This is a genomic window from Mycobacterium sp. 852014-52144_SCH5372336 (assembly GCF_001665615.1).
GTDB classification, from domain to species: Bacteria; Actinomycetota; Actinomycetes; order Mycobacteriales; family Mycobacteriaceae; genus Mycobacterium; species Mycobacterium neumannii_A.
Map to the genome: position 1 here is coordinate 260,296 of NZ_LZSW01000055.1, position 21,390 is coordinate 281,685.

The 21,390-nt window shown below is 61.5% G+C and carries 17 protein-coding genes; 5 read left to right on the forward strand and 12 right to left on the reverse strand.

The annotated features are described in order from the left end of the window. Positions 1–50: 50 nt before the first annotated feature. The 11 genes from A5759_RS18290 to A5759_RS18340 form a co-directional block, all read right to left on the reverse strand. Positions 51–1,109 carry a BtrH N-terminal domain-containing protein gene (locus A5759_RS18290; protein WP_068200039.1) on the reverse strand — a complete coding sequence of 353 codons (1,059 nt, stop codon included), beginning with the start codon at positions 1,107–1,109 and terminating at the stop codon, positions 51–53. 49 nt (positions 1,110–1,158) lie between these two features. Then, positions 1,159–2,304, reverse strand: a complete 1,146-nt coding sequence (locus A5759_RS18295; RefSeq protein ID WP_068200043.1) for an acyl-CoA dehydrogenase family protein — start codon at positions 2,302–2,304, stop codon at positions 1,159–1,161. A 38-nt stretch (positions 2,305–2,342) separates the two neighbouring features. Then, on the reverse strand, positions 2,343–3,962 hold the full coding sequence (locus A5759_RS18300; RefSeq protein ID WP_094286550.1) for a fatty acid--CoA ligase: 1,620 nt from the start codon (positions 3,960–3,962) through the stop codon (positions 2,343–2,345). Between the two features lie 26 nt (positions 3,963–3,988). Continuing rightward, a complete protein-coding gene (locus A5759_RS18305) occupies positions 3,989–4,642 on the reverse strand; it encodes a transglutaminase family protein (protein ID WP_011560574.1) in 654 nt (217 codons plus the stop codon). Next, a complete protein-coding gene (locus A5759_RS18310) occupies positions 4,639–6,096 on the reverse strand; it encodes a cytochrome P450 (RefSeq protein WP_011560575.1) in 1,458 nt (485 codons plus the stop codon). Before A5759_RS18310 ends, A5759_RS18305 begins: the two co-directional genes overlap by 4 nt. A 115-nt stretch (positions 6,097–6,211) precedes the next feature. Then, positions 6,212–7,741, reverse strand: a complete 1,530-nt coding sequence (locus A5759_RS18315; protein WP_068200057.1) for an NAD(P)/FAD-dependent oxidoreductase — start codon at positions 7,739–7,741, stop codon at positions 6,212–6,214. A 76-nt stretch (positions 7,742–7,817) separates the two neighbouring features. Then, entirely contained in the window at positions 7,818–8,783 is a 966-nt protein-coding gene (locus A5759_RS18320; protein ID WP_012296509.1) for an alpha/beta hydrolase, read from the reverse strand. Further along, positions 8,780–10,297 carry an NAD(P)/FAD-dependent oxidoreductase gene (locus tag A5759_RS18325; protein ID WP_068200060.1) on the reverse strand — a complete coding sequence of 506 codons (1,518 nt, stop codon included), beginning with the start codon at positions 10,295–10,297 and terminating at the stop codon, positions 8,780–8,782. The genes A5759_RS18320 and A5759_RS18325 overlap by 4 nt, the downstream gene beginning before the upstream one ends. Before the next feature lie 44 nt (positions 10,298–10,341). Next, positions 10,342–11,835, reverse strand: coding sequence for an NAD(P)/FAD-dependent oxidoreductase (locus A5759_RS18330; protein WP_068200063.1), 1,494 nt, complete (start codon positions 11,833–11,835; stop codon positions 10,342–10,344). Next, entirely contained in the window at positions 11,832–12,755 is a 924-nt protein-coding gene (locus A5759_RS18335) for a hypothetical protein (protein WP_005086594.1), read from the reverse strand. Before A5759_RS18335 ends, A5759_RS18330 begins: the two co-directional genes overlap by 4 nt. Before the next feature lie 13 nt (positions 12,756–12,768). After that, positions 12,769–13,623, reverse strand: a complete 855-nt coding sequence (locus tag A5759_RS18340; protein ID WP_068200066.1) for an SDR family NAD(P)-dependent oxidoreductase — start codon at positions 13,621–13,623, stop codon at positions 12,769–12,771. A 197-nt stretch (positions 13,624–13,820) separates the two neighbouring features. Between A5759_RS18340 and A5759_RS18345 the strand changes: the two genes are divergently transcribed. Continuing rightward, entirely contained in the window at positions 13,821–14,384 is a 564-nt protein-coding gene (locus A5759_RS18345) for a TetR/AcrR family transcriptional regulator (RefSeq protein WP_005131302.1), read from the forward strand. 183 nt (positions 14,385–14,567) lie between these two features. On the opposite strand, the gene A5759_RS18350 is transcribed toward A5759_RS18345, so the two are convergent. Next, the gene (locus A5759_RS18350) at positions 14,568–15,437 is read right to left on the reverse strand and encodes a metal-dependent hydrolase (protein WP_005086597.1); all 870 of its coding nucleotides are present in this window, start codon (positions 15,435–15,437) and stop codon (positions 14,568–14,570) included. A gap of 68 nt (positions 15,438–15,505) precedes the next feature. On the opposite strand from A5759_RS18350, the gene A5759_RS18355 reads away from it, so the two are divergent. The 4 genes from A5759_RS18355 to A5759_RS18370 all read left to right on the forward strand — a co-directional run bounded on the left by A5759_RS18355 (position 15,506) and on the right by A5759_RS18370 (position 21,381). Then, positions 15,506–16,180: a TetR/AcrR family transcriptional regulator gene (locus A5759_RS18355; protein WP_005086598.1), complete on the forward strand. Its 675-nt coding sequence runs from the start codon at positions 15,506–15,508 to the stop codon at positions 16,178–16,180. A gap of 351 nt (positions 16,181–16,531) precedes the next feature. Continuing rightward, positions 16,532–18,133, forward strand: coding sequence for an acyl-CoA carboxylase subunit beta (locus tag A5759_RS18360; RefSeq protein WP_005086599.1), 1,602 nt, complete (start codon positions 16,532–16,534; stop codon positions 18,131–18,133). 5 nt (positions 18,134–18,138) lie between these two features. Beyond that, entirely contained in the window at positions 18,139–20,172 is a 2,034-nt protein-coding gene (locus A5759_RS18365) for a biotin carboxylase N-terminal domain-containing protein (protein ID WP_005116476.1), read from the forward strand. Positions 20,173–20,226: 54 nt separating this feature from the next. Then, positions 20,227–21,381, forward strand: a complete 1,155-nt coding sequence (locus A5759_RS18370; RefSeq protein ID WP_068200068.1) for an acyl-CoA dehydrogenase family protein — start codon at positions 20,227–20,229, stop codon at positions 21,379–21,381. Positions 21,382–21,390 lie beyond the last annotated feature (9 nt).

Below are 21,390 nucleotides of genomic sequence, written 5' to 3' on the forward strand. Positions count from 1 at the left end.
TAAATCTGCTGGGTCGCAACCAGTTCGGCTTGCTTCGAAGCAATCAGAACTCATAGGAGTAGATCTCCTGCCTCCCTCAGCGCCTCCGCGAGTCGACGTTCGGCTGTCGGCAATTGCGCAGCCACGGACGCGGCGCCGCTCGCTCTTCGGTGCGGATCTGCACCGCGGTCATAAGCGGCGTGCGCAACCGCGGTCCACAACTCAGATGCGGTCTTTGCAGCCTTCGCTGCTTTAAACGCAGGTTCGAAACTCAACTCTTCTGCGACGCGCCGACATCCACGTGCTTGCAGATCTCGGAACAGACCGCCTCCGGTTCCGGCTTTTTCGATGAAGGCGCTCAGCGCAAACAAGGCTCCGTCGAGGGTGTCGTCGTCAAAGATCTTCGGCCACCGCTTGAGATCCTCCACAAAAGTCGATACCCCTGGTAGCCCACGCACCTGAATTTCACAATCGGAGTCCTCGGTGATCGGCGCGCTCACACACGAACCCTGCATCGCGTCCGCGGACCTACGGAAGGCCGACCGGGCAGCATTGCCGAGATCTGGTGCCGCGCCGGGCCACTCGACTACGTAGGTGGTGTGCCGCGTGGGGACGGGAAATCCCGTCGATGCCCGCGCCTTCCGTAGATTCTCGTAAGGCACGGCTTGAGGTGTATCGCGATCGTTATCGACCACGAAGGCGAGTTCCTCGTCGTCGTCGTACCCTACGATCACGACATCGTGCCGGCTCATACTCAGACGCGTTCTCAAATAGGGCAATTCGGCGATGTCAGTCCACACCATGACCGGCGTACCGGCATCGATCTGTTCGGTCACCCATTTCCACCCGAGATCGGGGTCGTCTGTCGAACGACACTCGAAGCGCGCGCCCAACCGGGTCAAGTATTCGTCTTCGAGGTCCGCGCTGCGTCCAACGAGGTAGATCGGTGGACGTAGGTGGGCCGAGCGAACATACGAGAAGTCGAGGGCCCCGCCGAGAGCAAACACGATGCCTTCGTCCGGGGTGTCATCACCCCAACGGATCCCGGCCCATTCGGTCAAATCCCGAAGAGCCCCCGATCCGCAGTGGCCGCCCATGTCGTGGCGATACGGCACCACCATCGATGCCATCAGTCCTCCTCCTCTAGATGACTAACGTGCAGGCGGCAACTCCTCTGAGTCATAGGGAACGCGAGATGATTTCCTTCATCACCTCGTTCGTGCCGGCATAGATTTTTTGCACGCGCTGATCCACCCACAACCTCGAGATGGGGTACTCGGTCATGTAGCCATATCCGCCGTGAAGCTGCATACAGTCATCGAGTACCTTCATCGCTCGCTCAGTGGTCCACCACTTCGCCATGGCGACGGTCTGCACGTCCAGTTGACCCGCAAGGTGCAGGTCGATGCAGTAGTCGAGGAACACTCGTGCGATGCGCGTTTCTGTCGCGGCTTCAGCCAGCGTGAACTTGGTGTTCTGAAAGCCAAAGACAGGCCGACCGAACGCCTCCCGCTCACGCGTGTACTTGAGCGTCTGCTCCAGGGCAAGTTCCATCGCTGCGACAGCCCCCACCGCGACGATGAGTCGCTCTTGTGGCAGCTGCGTCATCAGCTGAATGAAGCCCTGTCCCTCAGACTGGCCCAGTAGATGCGAGCGCGGAACTCTCACTTCATCGAAGAACAACTCGGAGGTGTCCTGGCCGCGCTGGCCGATTTTGTCGAGAACCTTGCCGCGCCGGAATCCCGCCCGGTCAGCCTCGACAACGATCAAAGAGATGCCCGCAGCGCCCTGGCTCGGATCTGTCTTGGCAACAACGATGATGAGGTCGGCCTGTTGGCCGTTGGTGATGAAAGTCTTGGAGCCGGTGATAACGTACTCGTCACCGTCCAGGAGGGCTTTTGTCTTGACGCTCTGCAGATCGGACCCGGTCCCCGGTTCTGTCATGGCGATCGCCCCGATCATTTCACCGGATGCCATCTTGGGAAGCCACTGCGCGCGCAGCTCTTCAGTCGCGTACCGCAGGATGTAGTGGGCGACGATTCCGCTGTGCAGTCCCGCGCCCCATGAGCTGTCACCTATGCGGGCCTGCTCTTCAAGCACGACCGCTTCGTGCGCGAAAGTGCCACCGCCTCCGCCGTATTCCTCAGGTATAGACATGCAGAGCAGGCCCAGCTCGCCTGCTCGGTTCCACAGTTCTCGGTCGACGTGGTGCTGGTCTGCAAAGCGGTTCGCATGCGGCGCCAATTCGGCCGAGAAGAACTTCGCAGCGAGGTCACGAAGCTCGAGTAATTCGGCATTCATCCAGGGAGAGATTGGTGAGGACATGATTACCTTCCGACTGTTGGAATTCCAGGGATTTGACGTTATGACGTTTCGATTTCGATGAGGTATTCGCCGGCAGAGTGGCGCGCACGGATGGCCTTTTTGTCGTACTTTCCGACGCTCGTCCTCGGAATATCGGACACGAAGCTCCATCGCTCGGGAATCCACCATTTGGCGACTTTGTCCGCAAGGAACGATCGGAGTTGGTCAATGTCAACATCGGTTCCGGGGTGGACGACGACAAGCGCCAACGGCCTTTCCTGCCATTTATCGTCCGCGACGCCGACTACCGCCGCTTCGTACACGGCAGGGTGGCCGATCAGCGTGTTTTCCAGCTCCACCGAGGAGATCCATTCGCCACCTGACTTGATGACGTCTTTCGAGCGGTCGGTCAGTGTCAGATAGCCCTCGGCGTCGATCTTGCCCACATCACCGGTACGCAGCCATCCTTCGTCGAACTTCTCCGTATCGTTGTCTCCGAAATAGGACCCGGTGATCCAGGGACCGCGCGCCTGGATCTCCCCAACTGCTTGCCCGTCCCACGGCACGTCTTTCCCGTCGTCGTCCCGCAACCGGATTTCGACACCGCAGATCGGCCGGCCCTGGGATGCGCGCATCTCCCAGCGCCGCGTCGCGTCGGCTCTGTGAGCCGGACGTGCAACGGTCGCCAACGGAGAGGTTTCGGTCATACCCCAGGCCTGCACAATGGGCACGTCGTACTTCTCTTCAAATGCCCGCATCAACGAAAGCGGAACAGCAGACCCCCCGCACGCGACCAGCCGTAACGAAGAAATGTCCCGCTCAGGGTGCGAATCCAGATATCGGTCGACATCGTTCCAGATCGTCGGCACTGCACCGGCCACGGTCGGTCTGGTGTCTTCGATGATCGACACCAACGGTTCGGCTTGGAGATACCGGTCAGGCAGTACCAGATCCGCACCGGACATCAACGCTGCGTAGATAAGCCCCCACGCATTGGCGTGAAACATTGGGACGATGGCCAGCACACGGTCGGCCTCGCTGACTGACAAAGCGTTAGCTGTGCAGGCGGTCAGGGAGTGAAGGTACGTCGAACGGTGGCTGTAGACGACGGCTTTGGGATCTCCGGTGGTACCGCTCGTATAACACATGGCCGCGGCGGACAGCTCGTCGAGCTCAGGCCAGTCAAATGATTCTTCTTGGCCGGCAAGCACTTCCTCGTAACGCAGAACGGTCTTCCCGCATTCCTGTAGCGGGGCAAGGTCGCCCTCCCCGGTGGCGATGACGGTGTGCACCGACGCCATCGCTGGGAGCGCGCGCGCCAACAACGGGGCAACCGAAGCGTCGACTAGGACGATCTGATCGCTCGCGTGGTTGGCGATGTACGCCAGTTGCTCTGGGGCCAAACGAATGTTGAGCGTGTGCAGGACCGCGCCCATGGAGGGAATCGCACAGTAGGCCTCCAGATGTTCCTGGTTGCTCCACTGGAAGGTGGCCACGCGTTGGTCCGCCGTGACGCCAAGACTGCGCAGCGCATTGGCAAGGCGAGCCACTCGCGCCAGCACAATGCGGTAAGGCGTTCTCCGATATCCATTTCCGGTCGGAGTGACGACCTCGCTGTCACCGTGTATGGCTGCCGCATGCTGGACGATCGCCGACACCGTGAGCGGAACATTTTGCATTGTGCTTTGCATCGTGTAGTGCCCTTTCAGGCGAAGAGGTCGGGACGGCTGTTCGGCTGATCGATGAATGTGCCGTAATGCGTTCTCAGTGCTTGCAGGATGTCTGCTAGGGGTAGATCGTCGTAGGCTCCCCGGTCGCGCAGATACTCCATGTGCTGGGTGCCGTCAGCGGTGAAACCATGGAGTAGCGCGTCGCTACGGCCGTCGAATTCGATCGGCGAGACACCGAAGCGTGCGCACAGCTCGCGATTGAACGCCGGGGTGGCCTTTACCCACGCACCGTTGAGGAACATGAGACTGTAGCCGTGGTAGACGAAAACGTCGCTACCACCCATCCGCTCGCGCAATGCCTTGGTCTGGAGGTGGTTTCGGACGTCGGCGAACCCCAGCCGCGCCGGGATTCCCGCCGCTCGGCACGCTGCAGTCAAGAGCACGGCCTTCGGGACGCAGTAGGCCCGTTCTGCGGTCGCGACGGTGCTGGCGCGATACGCGTGCGGGTTGTCGGTCACCGTGTAGGGGTCGTACCAAATGGAGTCACGGACCGCGGTGAAGATGGCGATGGCCTTCTCGGTGTCGCCGCAGGCACCACGGATCGCCGATGACACGAAGTCACGTACCGAATCTTGTTGCCAGTCAAGAAACTCCGTGGGTTCGAGGTAGGGGCTGTGGTCGACGGTCATCGGCGCTTCATCTCCAACGGAAGTCCGTCCACCGGAATGGGCAGCGAGGTGTTGTCCCATCGGACGTGATAGTTCTCCGGAACCTTCCAAGTGAACGAACGCAGCATCCTGTGCAGGATTGCTTTGACCTCGAGCGTCCCGAATTGCATGCCGATGCACTTGTGCGCTCCACCTCCGAACGGAACCCAGGCGAATCGGTGGTGTTGGTCTTCGCGCCGAGGCTCGTCGAAACGTGAGGGATCGAACCGCTCCGGATCACTCCAGATCGTTCGATCGAAGTGATTCACGGCAGGCGTTATAGCGCATAACGTGTTCGAGGGGATGTGATATCCATCGATGGCGACATCTCGAACCGTCTTGCGCATCACCAGCGGAACAGGTGCAAGCAGTCTGAGCGCTTCCTTGATCACGAGGTCGATGACCGTCATCTTCTCCAGGGCCTCGATGTCCGGCAACCCGTCACCGATGGCCGCGGCTTCCGCAGCCGCAGCCTCCTGCCACTGCGGATACTTGGCAAGGAAATAGGTGACCGCTGTGGTGGTGATCGTCGAGGTGTCGTGGGCCGCCATCATCAAGAAGATCATGTGATTCACCACATCCTCGTCGGAAAACCGCTCCCCGTCTTCGGTCGTGGCTTGACAGAGAGCAGCGAACAGATCCTCCGTTTCACCGGCTCGCGCGGCCGGCAGATGCCGGAAGAAGTAGTCCTCCAAAACGCGCCGCCCTTGCACACCAGCGCGGAATCTGGTTCCCGGAAGCGGAGCACGCACAAGGGAACTCGCCGCCCGGACCGTAGCGACGAACGCCTTGTTGACAGCATCGCTCTCGTCCTTGCCGCGGCCGCCCATGAAGACGTCGGTAGCGATGTCGAGGGTGAGTTCCTTCAACAGTGGGTAGATTCGAACCGACGGGCCCACCGGCCACGCAGGCACTGCCGAGCGAACGCATGGCGTTACCTGTTCGACGTATCCGGTCAGGCGCGGACGCGTAAACGCCTCCTGCATGATGCGCCGGTGCATCAAGTGCTCGTCGAAGCTCATGAGCATCAAACCGCGATGGAAGAAGGCGTCGATCAGGAAGGACCAGCCATCCTGAGAGAATGCCTTCGCTTCGCTCGTGAACGCCTCTCGAGTGGCGTCAGGGCCGGCGATGACCACCATCTTGGTGCCGAACGCGCCCATCCACGACACCGAACCCAGACGGTCGTAGCGCTCTCGACTGAAATCCGAGCCGAATCGGATGTAGTCGAGCGTGTGACCTACGAAGGGCAGTCCGGCATCCCCCCGGACGGCTTTCAATCCACTGCCCGCGGGTGCCGGTGCCAGTTCACGAACCGGCCAGTCCCGGCTCCATCGACGCCATCTGTCGTCGACGGCGTGAGGCGCGGGGACCATGATCACAGAGGACAACCGCTCCTTCACGTGGTGCGCAGGTGCGAGAAGGTGATTCGTCATGGTTCCTCCTGGACGCTGGGCCGCTTTGACGGCGTCCACCAGTCTTTACAAAGATGCCATTGATGTCAATATCTAGACATTATTGGCCTAGCGGTTAAGGGCGCGTCTCGTGCCCTTAGTCGGCCAGGCTCGGTTCTGGAGGGTCTCCGACCTTTAGACGCCCGACGTTTCTCAAGACGTAATCGCCGCTGTGCGGCTTCCGGGTAAGGAGTCGATAAACCAAGGTAGGCCCCGGCCAGTTCGTCGGGATTTCCCCGCTCGAGGTTCGATACCAGCTCGCACACAGCGCCCACACCGACCTCCGTAGTCGCCTTCTCAAGCGCGTGTTGTAGCGTTGCGCGCTCTCCGTCCTGACATCGATCGCATGACCCGGATGAGCAGCCACGGCTTTGATGAGCGTTGCGATGTGACGGACTTGTGACTCGATCATGTAGAGGATCGACCCCGAGCCCACATTCGTGTTGGGACCATAAAGCAGGAACAGGTTCGGGAACATGGGGACAGTGATGCCCAGATATGCGTACGCCTGGGTCTTCCACACCTCGGCCAAGGAGACTCCGCGAGAGCCGCGCACGGACATCGGGGCGAGAAAATCGGTGGCGCGAAACCCGGTTCCGTAGATCACGACATCTGCAGGACGAAACTCTCCATCCACGGTCTTGACACCGTTGTCGCAGAGCTCTGCGATAGCCTTCGGCACCAACGACACGCGATCACTCGCGATTGCTGGATAGTAATCATTCGAGAACAGCACTCGCTTGCACCCTGGCGCGTCCGAAGGCATCAATTGCTCGCGCAAAGATGGGCTAGCAACCTGCCGATGTAGGTGGCGGCGCGCGATCGCACCGAGGACGCGTGAGAGGGGCTTCGCGTCGACTAGCGTCACAGCGAGCAACTCGAAAATTAGCCATACCGCGAAACGCTCGAGGCGCAGCGCCATCGGCAATAACTCGCTCACCCTGTCGTGAAGGACTCCATACCTGCTGTCCCACTTCGGCAAGATCCACGGAGCCGTGCGCTGATATAGCGTGACATGCTCCGCCTCCTGGGCGATGTGTGGCACGAATTGGATGGCACTAGCTCCTGTGCCGATGACGGCTACTTGCTTGCCGCGAAGCGAAACCGATCGGTCCCAACGCGCCGAATGAAAGCGCGGCCCCTGGAAGGTGTCTGCGTCGGCAATAACGGGTACGTGGAGCAAGGAGAGCTGACCCACGGCCGAGACGACGACATCGCAGGTTATTGTCTCGTTCGAGTTCGTAACCAGGGTCCAACGCCCTATTTGGTCATCGAAGGTCATTGCGACAACTTCGGTCTGGGTACGCAGATGCGCGGCCAGTCCGCCACTCTCCACGAGTTGTTGGAGGTACTTGAGTATCTCGGGTTGCTCGGCATATCGCCGTGACCAACGAGGATTGGGCTTGTACGAGAGTGAGTACAACGCTGACGGCACGTCGCAGGCCGCTCCCGGATAGGTGTTGTCACGCCAAACACCCCCGATGTCTGCAGCCTTTTCCAGGATCGTGAAGTTCGTGAACCCGTCCTTCTTCAGCCGGTGGGCCATCGCAACCCCGGCGAAGCCGGCCCCGATGATCACGATCGACGGATCGTATGCGCGACAGGCCGTCGCGAAGTTGCTGCTCATGAGGCAGAGACGACTGACTTCACGCTGCGGCGGTCGAGGTGGTGTAGGTGTAGGAGCATTGCCTGTTCGGACACTTTCACCTGACTTCCGAGGCTTCAAGGAAGCGTCCCGCTCGATGAATCGCGTCTCGGGCTTCGGGAAGAATCCGGAACATAGCCTGGAATACATGGATCTGTCCCCGGTATACCTGGATCTCGACGTGGGATCCAGCTGATTGAAGTCGCTCGGCGAGACGGCGCGAGTCATCGATCAACATTTCTCTCCCGCCCACCTGAATGAGGATCGGCGGCATCGAGGTGAGGTCCGCGTCAAGCACGCTGAGGCGCGGATCTCCGCGATCTGCGCCACCTACGTAGAGGTCAAGAGCGCGCGCCGCTGATTGAGCGGAGGCAAAAGGATCCCGGCGGCGAATTTCACGCGCTCTGGCAAGTTCGCACCTGAGATCCAGGACGGGAGACATCAGCAGCATCGCATCAGGGAGCGGCAATCCAACTGCACGTGCGCCCAAGGCCGTGGCCATCGTGAGCTGACCGCCCGCTGAATCGCCGGCAACCGCGACGGTGCGCTGACAAGAACCCGGGGACCCTCCGCTGGTAAGCCAGCGATACGCATTCAGCGCATCGTCCGCGGCTGCGGGATAGGGATACCGCGGGGCAAGACGATACTTCACTGCGAAGATGGGGCGCCCGCTCGCCGAGGCGAGTTCACCAAGAAGACCGCGGTGCGTCTCCGGCGAGCACATAGAATAGGCGCCGCCGTGGATGTACAGCAAAGGGTTGGCATGCGGATTAATGGCAGGCGTGGTGATCCAGTCCCCACGAACCGGGCCTCCGGCGAATACAGTGTCAACCTTGCGCACTGTGACGCCGCGCCGAGGCCGTGAGGCTACGAGCGCTGTTCGAAGCACGCGATCCATCACCGCAAGTCCGTAGGCGTTTGATGGCATCAGCTGCGCCAGTGGCCGCAGCGTGGTTCGCGAGGACATCGCGACGAGATGACTGGCAAGACTGGGCTGCCAGTCAGGGGCATCCATTCTGGTCACCGGGGACACACCTCTTCGGGCCGATTCTCGAATCGGTAGTCCGAGAGGCGAAAGGTGCGGCTCCGCCAATAGGTCTCCAGAGTCGTTGATGGACGGAGTGGAACGTCACCGTGCCTGTCGAAGTAGTAGCTGTTGGCATTGGAACAGCTCGGCTGCCAGAAAACCTGTCTGTGACGCCGCCTTAGCACTTCGGCGAAATAACGGTCGTTCGCCTCCTTCTTGACCTCCACGCAGTTAGCACCCAGCGCCCGCGCGCGACGAAGACACCGGACGATGTGCCGACTCTGCGCCTCGATGAGCGTGAAGTACGAGGAACCGTTGTAGCCGTACGGGCCGAAGATGTTGAAATGATTCGGAAATCCCGGGACGCTCACCCCTTCGAAGGCCTGCAGTCGATGCTCGTCCCACCATGTAGCCTGCTCCAGCCCGCCGCGTCCCTTCAATACGTAAGTTGGCATGTTGCCCGACTCCATCACTTTGAAGCCGGTGGCCAGGATCAAGACGTCAATGGGATGAGCTTTGCCGTCTCGAGTATGGACGGATGCATGGTCGATATGGGTTATGCCGCTCGTCTCGAGCGAAACGTTGGACCGGTTGTACGTTGCGAGATAGGAATTGTGGAAGCTGGGTCGTTTACAGCCCAACGAGTAGCGCGGAATGAGTTGTTCTCTCGTCGTCGGGTCATGGACCTCACGCCGCATGTACCGCTTTGCGGCGCTCTCCATGACATCGGCGAACGGTATCACCGTATGAAAGTGAGCGGCGATTGGGAAAGTGATTTCCACGAACGCCTGGCTGGCGGTCCTGGTCGCCAATTGTGCCCCCGGCAGGAAATGTAGAAGCCTTCCACCCCACGTCGGTATGGGGAAGTCTGGCTTCGGCAGACAATAAATTGGAGTTCGCTGAAATACCGTCAGACTCTCTGCTTTCTTTGCGACTTCGGGTATCAGTTGCACCGCCGATGCACCGGTACCGATTACTGCAACCCTCTTCCCGCTGAGATCTTTGGCATTGTCCCATCTAGCCGTGTGGAGCGTAACGCCGGCGAAATCTCGCACCCCCTTGATTTCAGGCCACTTTGGCCGACTGAGAACGCCGGAGCAATTTATCACGAAGCGTGCCGTGAACTCCTCACCATTGGCACTGGTCAAATGCCACCGTGTTGCGTTCTCGTCGAAACAAGCCTCGGTAATGGTTGTGTTGAAACGAATATGGTCCCAGAGCCGATACTTTTCAACACATCGCTCGGCATAGGCTTTGAGCTCATTGCCGTGGGCGTACGTGCGCGACCAAGAGGGCCGCATTTCGTATGAGAATTGATAACTGTACGACGGTATATCGACAGCGATACCCGGGTAGGTGTTCCAGTGCCACGTACCACCTACGCCATCGGCGTCATCAACCATCAAGAAGTCGGTAAATCCCGCCTTCATCAAGCTAATGCCAGACCCGATGCCGGAAAATCCAGCTCCTATGATAATTATCTCGTAATTACGGTCGGACTTGCGATCCATTCCTGTATTTCACCGTTCTGACGGTCAGCCTTGCAAACTTGTATTCAGAGTGATTGCGTCAGCTCGACGTGTGTATCGTCGCGCCGGGTTATCACGTAATCATGAGGATCCAAGCGGGATAGTTCTCTCATAAACTGGGTCGCGAAACCTGGGTACATCGTGCCGTTGTAGCCGTCCTCGGTCAAATACCAACTGCTGCACCCCGAATTCCAAGTCGTTCGTCGAAGGCGGCGCTGAATTTCGGAGTGATAGCGGTCCTGACGATCCTCCCTCACATCCAAAGTGCCGATGTCATTTTGCTGAAGGAGCTTGATCGCCTTGACTATATAGTCAATTGCAGCCTCCATATATACGAGCGCCGAGTTGTGGCCTGGCCCGGAATTCGGTCCGAAAGTGAAGAATAAGTTCGGATACCCGGCCACGCTCACGCTCTTGAAGGCAAATGTCCCCTGAGACCATTCATCGCCGAGCTTCCGACCGCCGAGGCCGCTAATCGGGAACGGGGTGCCACGTTTGGCCACATCGAAGCCAGTGGCAAATACGATACAGTCCACTTCGTGCTCGACACCGTCGGCGGTCCGAACACCGTTGGGTGACAATGTGGCGATCGGCCAGCTGATCAGCTTGCAGTTATCCGCCTGTAGCGCAGGGTAATAATCACTGGTCATGAGCATGCGCTTGCATCCAGGCCTGAAATGGGGCGTCAACTGACGTCTCAACCAGGAGTCTTTCACCTGCCGACGGAGATGAGCCTTGGCCGCCAGCTGTATCGCGGACGTCGCGGCGGTGTTCCAGACCATACCCACTGCCATCACTTCGTGGGCCCAAAACCACGCGTCGCGGAGCGCTTGTTCGCTCACCGGCAGGTGTGTGAAGGTCGAACGCGCCCAGGCCGGATGCCTGAAGTTCACCCTGGGCAACACCCAGCCGGGCGTTCTCTGGAAGACTTTGACCGAGGCAGCCGACTTTACGAGCTCGGGAATGATCTGAACCGCGCTCGCGCCTGTCCCGATGACTGCAACCCTCTTACCGCCGAGATCGTAGCCATGGTCCCATCGAGCGCTGTGGATCTTTTTTCCACCGTACGAGTCAATACCCCGAATATCGGGAAAGCTGGCGTTGGCAAGTGGTCCACTGGCCATCACAACTGACCGGGTGAGATACCGCTTTCCATCTGCCGTGTCGGCCATCCAGATGCCGGCACTCTCATCGAATTCCAAGGCAGTCACGTCGGTATCAAACTGGATGAACCGGGCAAGATCGTACTTGGCGACCATATCGTCGATATATTCGAGGATCTCAGCGCTCCCCGAGTAGGTACGAGTCCAGCCCGGATTCGGCTCGAACGAGTAGGAGTAGAGAAGCGAGGGAATATCGCAGGCCGCACCGGGATAAGTATTGTCTCGCCAGGTGCCTCCGACGCGATCTGACCGTTCCAGGATGACGAAGTCATCCGTGCCCTCTTGAAGCAGTCTGATCGCCGCACCGATACCTGCGAACCCGGCGCCGACGATCAACGTCGTCGTGGTGCCTGTCATTTGGCAACCGGTTCGTAGGTCAGTTCGTCCGTCCAGGATGGCGGCCGACCGAAAATCTGAACAGGGAAAACATCGATCGCATTGCCAAGGCGCTGAGACACGAAGTGCAGAGGCTGGGACCGCTTGATGGACGACGACATGTGCGCCTTCAAGATGTGATAGCCGGGCACCCTCCGCGTATGCTCACTGCGATCGCCGACATTGGCATACCGCGTCACTGCGTTGTATAACTTCTCCTCGGACAGACCCATAGCGTTGAGATTCATCAACATGCGCGTCAGGAGCGGGATATACAGCAACGCGCCGGTGAGAATGCGCGGGTCGACAAGAGCACCCGCAGTTTGGATGGCGTGGATTCGCATCGGGCTGGCGCCCAGGTCATTCAAGACCTGGAAGCCAACCGCGAGATGCCTTGATTCGTCGCTGTTGACCTTGTTGAACACCTCCCCGCACACAGGGTCGTCAACCTCATCGAGGAGAAACTTCAGCAGCGCTCCATCGAGCGCAGTCTCCAGTGCCGGAATCGCGGCCCCGATGACGGTCAGGGGCAGGGCTTCCGCATAACGGTCCAGCCATTCGATGACCAGCCGAATATTCTTGTTCGGGACCGGTTTCTCGCCTTCCTCGAGCATGCCCCAGCGACGCATCAAGGCAAGTTCGGCATTGGCGTGACGCTGCTCCTCGGCGTGAAAGTAACGGTAAATGTCTCCGAGCGCTTCGAATGGCGCCTTTGGAGCCATCGCGGCGAAGGCACGTGCTCCAACATGCTCAATCCACACCACGTCGGACATGAATTGCTTGAGTTTGGGACGCTGTTCATCGGTGATCAGTTCCGCGCCAGGGGCGTTCCAATCGATATCGGCAAGAGCCCATTGCTTGTTTTTGATTGTCTCGAGCATGTCACTGTATGCGAAAGCCATTTTCCCTGCTCCTCTACTCGGCTGAATCGTTCCATGAGGCCATGCGCTCCACGAGGCCCAGCGTGCGAGCAAAGGGGCCGGGTAGGGCTCTCTTGAGTTGCCACAAGACTTTGGCATCGAGTTGGGGTACTACATAAATTTGTCCGCGATCGTGCGCGTTCAACGTCGTTCGAGCAACGTGCTGTGGCGAAATGCCGGTCCATTTCATCAGGTTGGCCGCGAGTCTTGCAGCCGCCTCGTCGATTTGAGGATTGTTGACGATGTTCGTCTTCACGAAGGTGGGGCAAAGCACTGTGACGTTGATGTCAGTACCGCTCAGTTCGGCCGCCAATGTCTCCGACAGAGCGAGCACCCCGGCCTTGCTCACGTTGTAAGCCGCCATCCGAGGGGCCGAGCCAAAGCTCGCTGCCGACGCCACATTGATGACTCCGCCATGCCCATTGCTGCGGAGCCGAGGCACAAAAGTCTCGCAGCCGTAGATAACGCCCCAGAGGTTGACAGAAATCGCCGCGTTCCAGTCCTCGATCGACGTCGCGCCGATGCGGTTGCCGCCCGCACCGATTCCGGCGTTGTTGATGACGAGGCTCGCAGCCTTCTCGAACCAGTCTTCGCTCACATCAGCGAGGTTGCGGACCTGCTCAAGATCGGTGACATCGCATGCGATGTCGAAGCCCTCGCCGCCAGCCTGCCTCACCAACTCTGCCGACTCTTTTGCAGTGACGGGATCTTTGTCGGCGCACACCACGCGTCCACCTCGGCGCGCAAGCTCCACGGCGAATGCGCGGCCGATACCGCTTCCTGCGCCCGTGACGACTGCATCGGCGCGGTGCGTTCTGCCTGGTGCGCCGCCGAAGGGCAGCAATCTCATCCGTCTGCCTTTCGGGTCGCGACATGGACGTCTGCTGTGGGGAAACTCTCATCTGGGGGCACCAGCCACCATTGGTGTCGCATGCCACCAGTTTGGTGGTGGAACGAGCACCTTGTCAAGATGGAGAGGTGCGGTCGAGAAACAAGCGCTGGGGTGGTCGGACCGGGGCCGAGCGTCGTGCCGAGCGACGGCAGCAATTGATCGAGGCCGCAACCGAGATTTGGAGTGAGAGCGGTTGGGCCGCGGTCACTATGCGCGGCGTATGCGCCCGCACAGGGCTGAACGATCGATACTTCTACGAGGGCTTCAAGACGCGCGATGAGCTGCTCGTTGCTGCGTGGGATGGCGTCCGCAATGACATGCTCGGCGAGGTCGCCGCGCTCTTCAACGAGCGTGCGAATCGGCCGCCGATCGAAACCATCACCGCGGCGATCACCATCGTGGTCGACCGGATCGCACGCGATCCGGGCCGGGCACGCATCCTCCTCGCTCAGCATGTCGGTAGCTCACCGCTACAAGACCGCCGCGCCGTGGCGCTACAGGAAGCAACGCAGTTGGTCGTTGAGGCAAGCCGGCCACACCTCCGACAAGATGCCGACGAGATAGCCCTTCGCATGGACACCCTGATCGCTGTCGGGGGATTCGTCGAAGTCATCACCGCCTGGCACTCCGGTTTGCTTGCGGTGACCGAGAAAGAAGTGGTCGCGCACACCAGCAGACTTGCTGAAACCCTGGCTCAACGCTATGTCATCAGCGACTGATCGAGGCTCACAACAGGGCCAGCCAGCCCCGTGGCGATCGCTGCGAACCGCATTTGCGGGTCCGACCGCCACCTTCACCGGCCACCGAGCACCGAATCCGTGAGTCGACCGACGCGTCGCACCCTGTTCGGAAGGAGCGACGCAGGAACGGTGCTCCTGCGTCGCCGCACTTCCGCATCTTTGCTATCCCGACGAAGCGATAACTCGCTGTGAACCGTCTTGGTCGAACAGTTCTTTGCTCCAATGCTCCAGGACCGCGGCGCTGTCCCAATCATCAGGATGGAAACCCGGGCGATTGTAGGAACGGAAACGCCGCAGCGCATCGGCGGTGAACATCGGGGTGCGACTGAAGCGGTACAGACTGCGCACCAACGTGACCGGGTTATATGAGGCTTTGTCAGCGGCCATGGACAGGGCAGTCTGCAGAATGAGTTCGCCGAACAGAATTACTGAAGCGATCCGCATGCCGCGTACACGGGTGCGCTCGGTTCCTCCCACGAGCCGATAGACATCGAAGGCAACCGCTTTGTGCTCCGACTCCTCGAAGGCATGCCACAGCAGAATCGGTCGAACCTCTGTCTGTCCGATGAGCTTCTGGGCGTCTTCGCTGGTAAGAATGATTTCTGCCAGCGTAGCGGTGTAGTGCTCCAACGCGGAGGTCATGGACAGCCGCATTTCCGGCGAAAAGCGCCGTTCCAATCGCTTGATCAGGCGTGCGACATGACGGTCGATTCGCGCCGTCGGATACCCCATGACCTGGAGTCGCTCGTTGAGGAGACGATGCTGGTGTCGATGTGTGGCCTCTTGTCCGATGAAACCCTTGACCGCTGTATCCAATTGGGGATCGTCGATGGAGCTCTGGAAGTTCCTGACCGAGCGGATGAAGAAATCCTCGCCTTCCGGGAACGTCGCAGAAAGCACCGAGATGAAATGGCTCATCACCAGGTCGCCATCCACGAAGTGTTGCCGCTTCGTGGAGGTCGGCATCGGAAAACGAACACGCCTGGGTTTTGGCAGCACGCGGGTCCTGGTCCGGGCTTGATCTTCCGACACTGGAGGTCCTTCCTCGAAGTTGGATCTGACTTTATGCCTTGTCAGATAAGACTGCCAGACTGTAGGACATGAGTCCAGCACGTGTTTATGGCGGGCTGTCCGCAGCTCAACGCGATGCGCAGCGCCGCGTGATGTTGATTGATGCCGCGGTCTCAATCATGGGCACCCACGGAGCTACCGCGTGCACCGTGACCGCCGTGTGTGCGAAGTCAGGAGTGACGAGCCGGTACTTCTACCAGCAGTTTCGCGACCGAGACGCACTCTTGCGCGCGGTATTTGCCAAGATCTCCGCCACCTTCCAGGCGGTGATAACCAGCGCCATTCCGGACGACACGGTTGCTCCTCAAGAACTCGCTTACGCTCCGATCAAGGCCCTGGTTCAGGTGATCGAGAACGATCCCAGCATGGCCCGCATACTGTTTGTCGAATCGGGCGCAGAACCCCTCCTTCGGCAGCTGCGAAGCGAGCTGATGACCGATTTTGCGGAGCTGGTGCTCAGAGAGGCCCGCTTGCACCTCGATATACCCAGCGAGGTGCTTCAAGTCGCAGATCTCGCCGCCACCTACGGTGTCGGGGGCCTGTTCGAGATACTCCGTCGCTGGATAGACGGACAACTGAACCTCTCGACTGAAATGCTTATCGAGCACTGTGCGGGGTTTCTCGGCAGTCTCGGCCTATATACCCTCGGGCAGGCGCCTGATCAGGCCGCTCCGCGGCTGGCCGCAGTTGACGAGACCCGATAGATTCTGACCGACCCGGATTTATATACGACTCGGTTGGCTGAGGCGCATGGCGCGACGCTGATAATCACTGCTGGCGTTCACCCGAGATCGCGACCGTAGACTCCACGCGCGCCGGACGAGGAACTCGATACGACCTAGCAAGGGCCCTGTGTGTGCCGTCGCGCCCGCAGTCAATTCCTTTGATCGCTCGATCTGCAGCGAAGCGCACCGCTTCGATCCATCGCGCTTCGACGGAATCGCGGCGCGGGAAACAAATCTGACGCAAGCCCTGCCGCCGTTGTCACCTGATGTTAATTGCGGCTAACACCAGCGCCTAGCAGATGACGTCGATGCTCGCCCGGAGGGAAAATTTTGGTACAGGTCTTGCCCGACCGGGTCGACGACACCGCGCCCGGGTATCTCAAGAACCGCGAAGGACTGAGCGCGCAACTCCACACCATCGTGGAGCAACTGGCGCTGGTCAACGGCGGCGGAGGCGCGAAATACGTTGCGCGCCACCGCAAGCGGGGCAAGCTGCTCGTCCGCGAGCGCATCGAGCTGATGCTCGACCCCGACACGGCGTTCCTCGAACTATGTCCCTTCGCCGCCTGGGGCAGTAAGTTCCCCGTCGGCGGTAGCGTGGTGGTCGGCATCGGCGTAGTCGAGGGCATCGAGTCGATGATCATCGCCCACGACCCCACCGTCCGCGGCGGCGCATCGAACCCCTATACCTTCCGCAAGGTGTTCCGCGGCATGGCCATCGCGCGGGAGAACCGACTGCCCATCATCAACATCGTCGAGTCTGGCGGCGCCGACCTGCCCACACAGGCAGACATCTTCGTGCCCGGCGGACAGCTGTTCCACGACTTGACACAGCACAGCGCAGCGGGGCTGCCGACACTGGCCTTGGTCTTCGGCAACTCCACCGCTGGAGGTGCGTACGTCCCGGGCATGTGCGACTACGTCGTGATGGTTCGCAACCGTTCCAAGGTGTTCCTCGGGGGTCCGCCGCTGGTCAAGATGGCCACGGGCGAGGTCTCCGATGACGAGTCGCTCGGCGGCGCCGACATGCACGCCCGCACCTCGGGGCTGGCCGATTACATGGCCGAGGACGAGCAGGATGCGATCCGCATCGGCCGTCGCATCATGGCGCGGCTCAACTGGCGGAAGAACGGCCCCGGACCCACCACGCCGCCGCACCCACCGGTGCACGACCCCGATCAGCTGCTCGGCATCGCGTCGGTCGATCCGAAGGTGCCCTTCGACCCCCGCGACGTCATCGCCCGAGTGGTCGACGGCTCGGCCTTCGACGAGTTCAAACCTCTCTACGGCACGTCACTCGTCACCGGCTGGGCCTCGATCCACGGCTTCCCAGTCGGCATCCTCGCCAACGCACGGGGCATCCTGTTCAGTGAGGAGGCCGAGAAAGGTTCGCAGTTCATCCAACTGGCAAATCAGATCGACACCCCCCTCATCTTCCTGCAGAACACCACCGGTTTCATGGTCGGTGCCGAGTACGAACAGGGCGGCATCATCAAGGACGGCGCCAAGATGATCAACGCCGTATCCAACAGCACGGTCCCCCACGTGACCATCACCATGGGTGCGTCCTACGGTGCCGGGAACTACGGCATGTGCGGGCGATCGTACTCGCCGCGTTTCCTATTCGCTTGGCCTAACTCGAAGTCGGCCGTGATGGGTCCGGCGCAACTGGCCGGAGTGCTGTCCATCGTGGCGCGCGAGTCCGCCGCCGACCGCGGGCTGCCCTTCGACGAGGAGGCCGACGCCCAGATGCGCGCCGCCGTCGAGGAACAGATCGAGCGCGAATCCGTCGCACTGGCCAACAGCGGCCGACTTTACGACGACGGGATCATCGATCCCCGCGATACGCGGACCGTTCTCGGGTTCTGCCTGTCGGTGATCCACAACGGCGAGGTCCGTGGCCAGCGTGGCTACGGCGTGTTCCGGATGTGATGGCGATGCCCAAGATCCGCAAGGTCCTGGTCGCCAACCGTGGCGAGATCGCGCGGCGGGTGTTCCGCACTTGCCGCGATCTCGGCATCGCCACCGTCGCGGTCTATTCCGACGCCGACGCCGACGCGTGGCACGTCGCCGACGCCGACGAGGCCGTGCACCTTCCCGGCTCGTCTGCCGCTGAGACCTACCTCGACATCCACCGGATCATCGCCGCTGCCTCGCTCACCGGCGCGGACGCAGTACACCCCGGCTACGGCTTCCTTTCGGAAAACGCCGGGTTCGCGCGCGCCTGTGCCGCCGCCGACCTCGTCTTCATCGGTCCGCCGCCCGGGGCGATCGACGCGATGGGCTCGAAGCTGCAGGCCAAGAAGACGATGTCCGACGCGGGGGTGCCTGTGCTGCCCGGTGGCGACACGACGGGGCTATCGGCCGAGCAGCTGGCGAAGCTGGCCGCCGACGTCGGCTACCCCGTGCTGGTCAAGGCCAGCGCCGGCGGCGGTGGCCGAGGCATGCGCATTGTCGCGTCGCCGGACGAGCTCGACGAAGCGGTCACCTCCGCTTCGCGTGAGGCCGCCGCCGCGTTCGCCGACGGCACCGTCTTCCTCGAGCGTTACGTCCAGCGCCCACGCCACGTCGAGATCCAGATCATGGCCGACACGCACGGAAACGTCGTCTCTCTGTTCGAGCGCGAGTGCTCCGTGCAGCGTCGACACCAGAAGGTGATCGAGGAGGCGCCGTCACCGGTCGTCGACGACGCGTTGCGCGCTCGGATGAGCGAGGCCGCCATCGCCGCCGCGCGCGCCGTCGGCTACGTAGGCGCCGGGACGGTCGAGTTCGTCTACGACGCCGCTCAGGATGGCAAAGCCGACTCCTTCGCCTTCCTCGAGATGAACACCCGGCTGCAGGTCGAGCACCCGGTTACCGAGCTGATCACCGGCCTCGACCTGGTGCGTGCCCAGCTGCTCGTAGCCATGGGCCGCCCGCTGCCTGAGGAGATGCACAACCCGCGAATTCGCGGTCACGCGGTCGAGGCCCGTCTGTGCGCCGAGGATCCGGCCGATGACTACCGGCCCTGTACCGGCACCCTGCGCACCTTGGATGTCCCGGCGCTTGCCGGCGTGCGGGTTGACTCGGGTTTTCGTGCCGGTTCGGTCATCAGTCATTACTACGATTCGCTGCTGGCCAAGGTCATCGCGTGGGCACCAACGCGCGACGAGGCACTTGCCAGCCTCTCGGCGGCGCTGGCCGGCGCCCGTATTCACGGCGTGACCACCAATCGCAACCTGCTTGTTCGCGTCCTGCGCCATGACGAGTTCGCCGGGCGGGGCACCGACACTGGGTTCCTTGACCGACACGACGTCGCCCAACTCGGCGCTGCCCTCCCAGACACGCAGTCCGAGCGCCTGCACGCCGTCGCGGCGACCGTGGCCGGGGTGGCCGCGCGGCGTGCCGTCGCAACTCTGCAGGCCACGTTGCCCGCCGGCTGGCGCAACAACCCTTCGCAGCCGCAGACCACGACCTGGCAGACCCAGGGTGGGCGCGAAGTGCGCGTCGGGTACACGTTAGGTTCGACAGGGACCTGCCTGCAGGTCGACGACGAGCCGTTGGCCGACGTCGAGGTTGTCGAGGGCAGTAGCGAGCGGGTGGTGCTGCGCGTCGACGGGGTGCGCCGCACTTATGATGTCGTCCTCGACGGCGATGTTGCCCACCTCGACTCGGTCGCCGGCTACTCCGCCCTGCGGCTGGCGCCACGCTTCGTCGACCCGAGCACTCTCAACCCGCCCGGGTCGCTCACCGCGCCGATGCCGGGCTCGGTGATCCGACTACCGGTCGCCGAGGGCGAGACGGTCTCGGCGGGCCAAACCCTTGTCGTCCTGGAGGCGATGAAGATGGAGCACACCGTCGCGAGCCCGATCGACGGGGTGCTGAGCGCCCTGCCGGTCCAGGTCGGCCATCAGGTCTCGAGCGGTGACGTCCTCGCCGTGGTCGAGGCGGTGGACGGCGGTGAAGTGGCGTCGGACGCCACCGAGCTCTAATGAACCCGGCGCGCTCCCGATCGGTGGCGCGTCGATACCGATGTGAGGAGTGTCATGGAATTGCACGAGACAGAGGAACGTCAGGACCTGCGCAAGGCGGTCGCCGAGATCGCCAAGGACTTCGGACACGAGTACTACCTGGAAAAATCGCTGGCCGGCGCGAAGAGCACCGAGCTGTGGCAGGCCGTGGGCAAACAGGGCTTCCTCGGGGTGAACCTTTCCGAGCAGTACGGCGGCGGCGGCGGCGGCATCTACGACTTGCAGATCGTCGGTGAGGAGCTCGCCGCGGCGGGCTGCCCGCTGCTGATGACCGTCGTCTCGCCAACCATCTGCGGCACGATCATCCAGGCATTCGGCAGTGAGGAACTCAAGCAGCAGTGGCTGCCGGGCATCGCCAGCGGCGAGACGATCATGGCATTCGCAATCACCGAGCCGGACGCGGGCTCGAACTCGCACAACATCTCCACGACCGCGAAACGCGACGGCGACGACTGGGTCATCAACGGCACCAAGTACTACATCTCCGGTGTCGACGAAGCCGAAGCGATCCTGGTCGTCACCCGAACGTCTACCAACGACAGTGGTCGCGGACTACTCAGCCTGCTCGTCGTGCCCACCGATGTCCCCGGGCTCACCAAGTCACTCATCCCGGTCCAGGCGGTCACTCCAGAGAAGCAGTTCACTCTATTCTTCGATGACGTCCGCGTGCCGGCCGCCAACCTTATCGGCACGGAGAACGAGGGCCTGCGCCAGGTCTTCATGGGCCTGAACCCGGAGCGAATCATGGGGGCAGCGCTCGGCAACGGCATCGGCCGTTACGCGCTGGATAAAGCCGCCGATTACGCCCGCAACCGCCACGTGTGGGGAGCGCCGATCGGCTCGCACCAGGGCGTATCGCACCCCCTCGCCCACGCCAAGATCCAGGTCGAGCTGGCCCGGTTGATGACCCAGCGTGCCGCCGCCCTGCACGACGCCGGCGATCCGGGGTCGGGTGAGGCGTCGAACATGGCGAAATATGCCGCAGCCGAGGCGGGCATCCTGGCGCTCGACCAGGCGATTCAGACCCACGGCGGCAACGGCATGGCCACCGAGTACGGCCTCGCCACGTTGTGGGGTCCGGCCCGGCTCATGCGCACCGCGCCGATCAGCCGCGAAATGATCCTCAACTTCGTGGCGCAGCACAGCCTGAAACTGCCCGCGTCCTACTGAGTCGCCGCG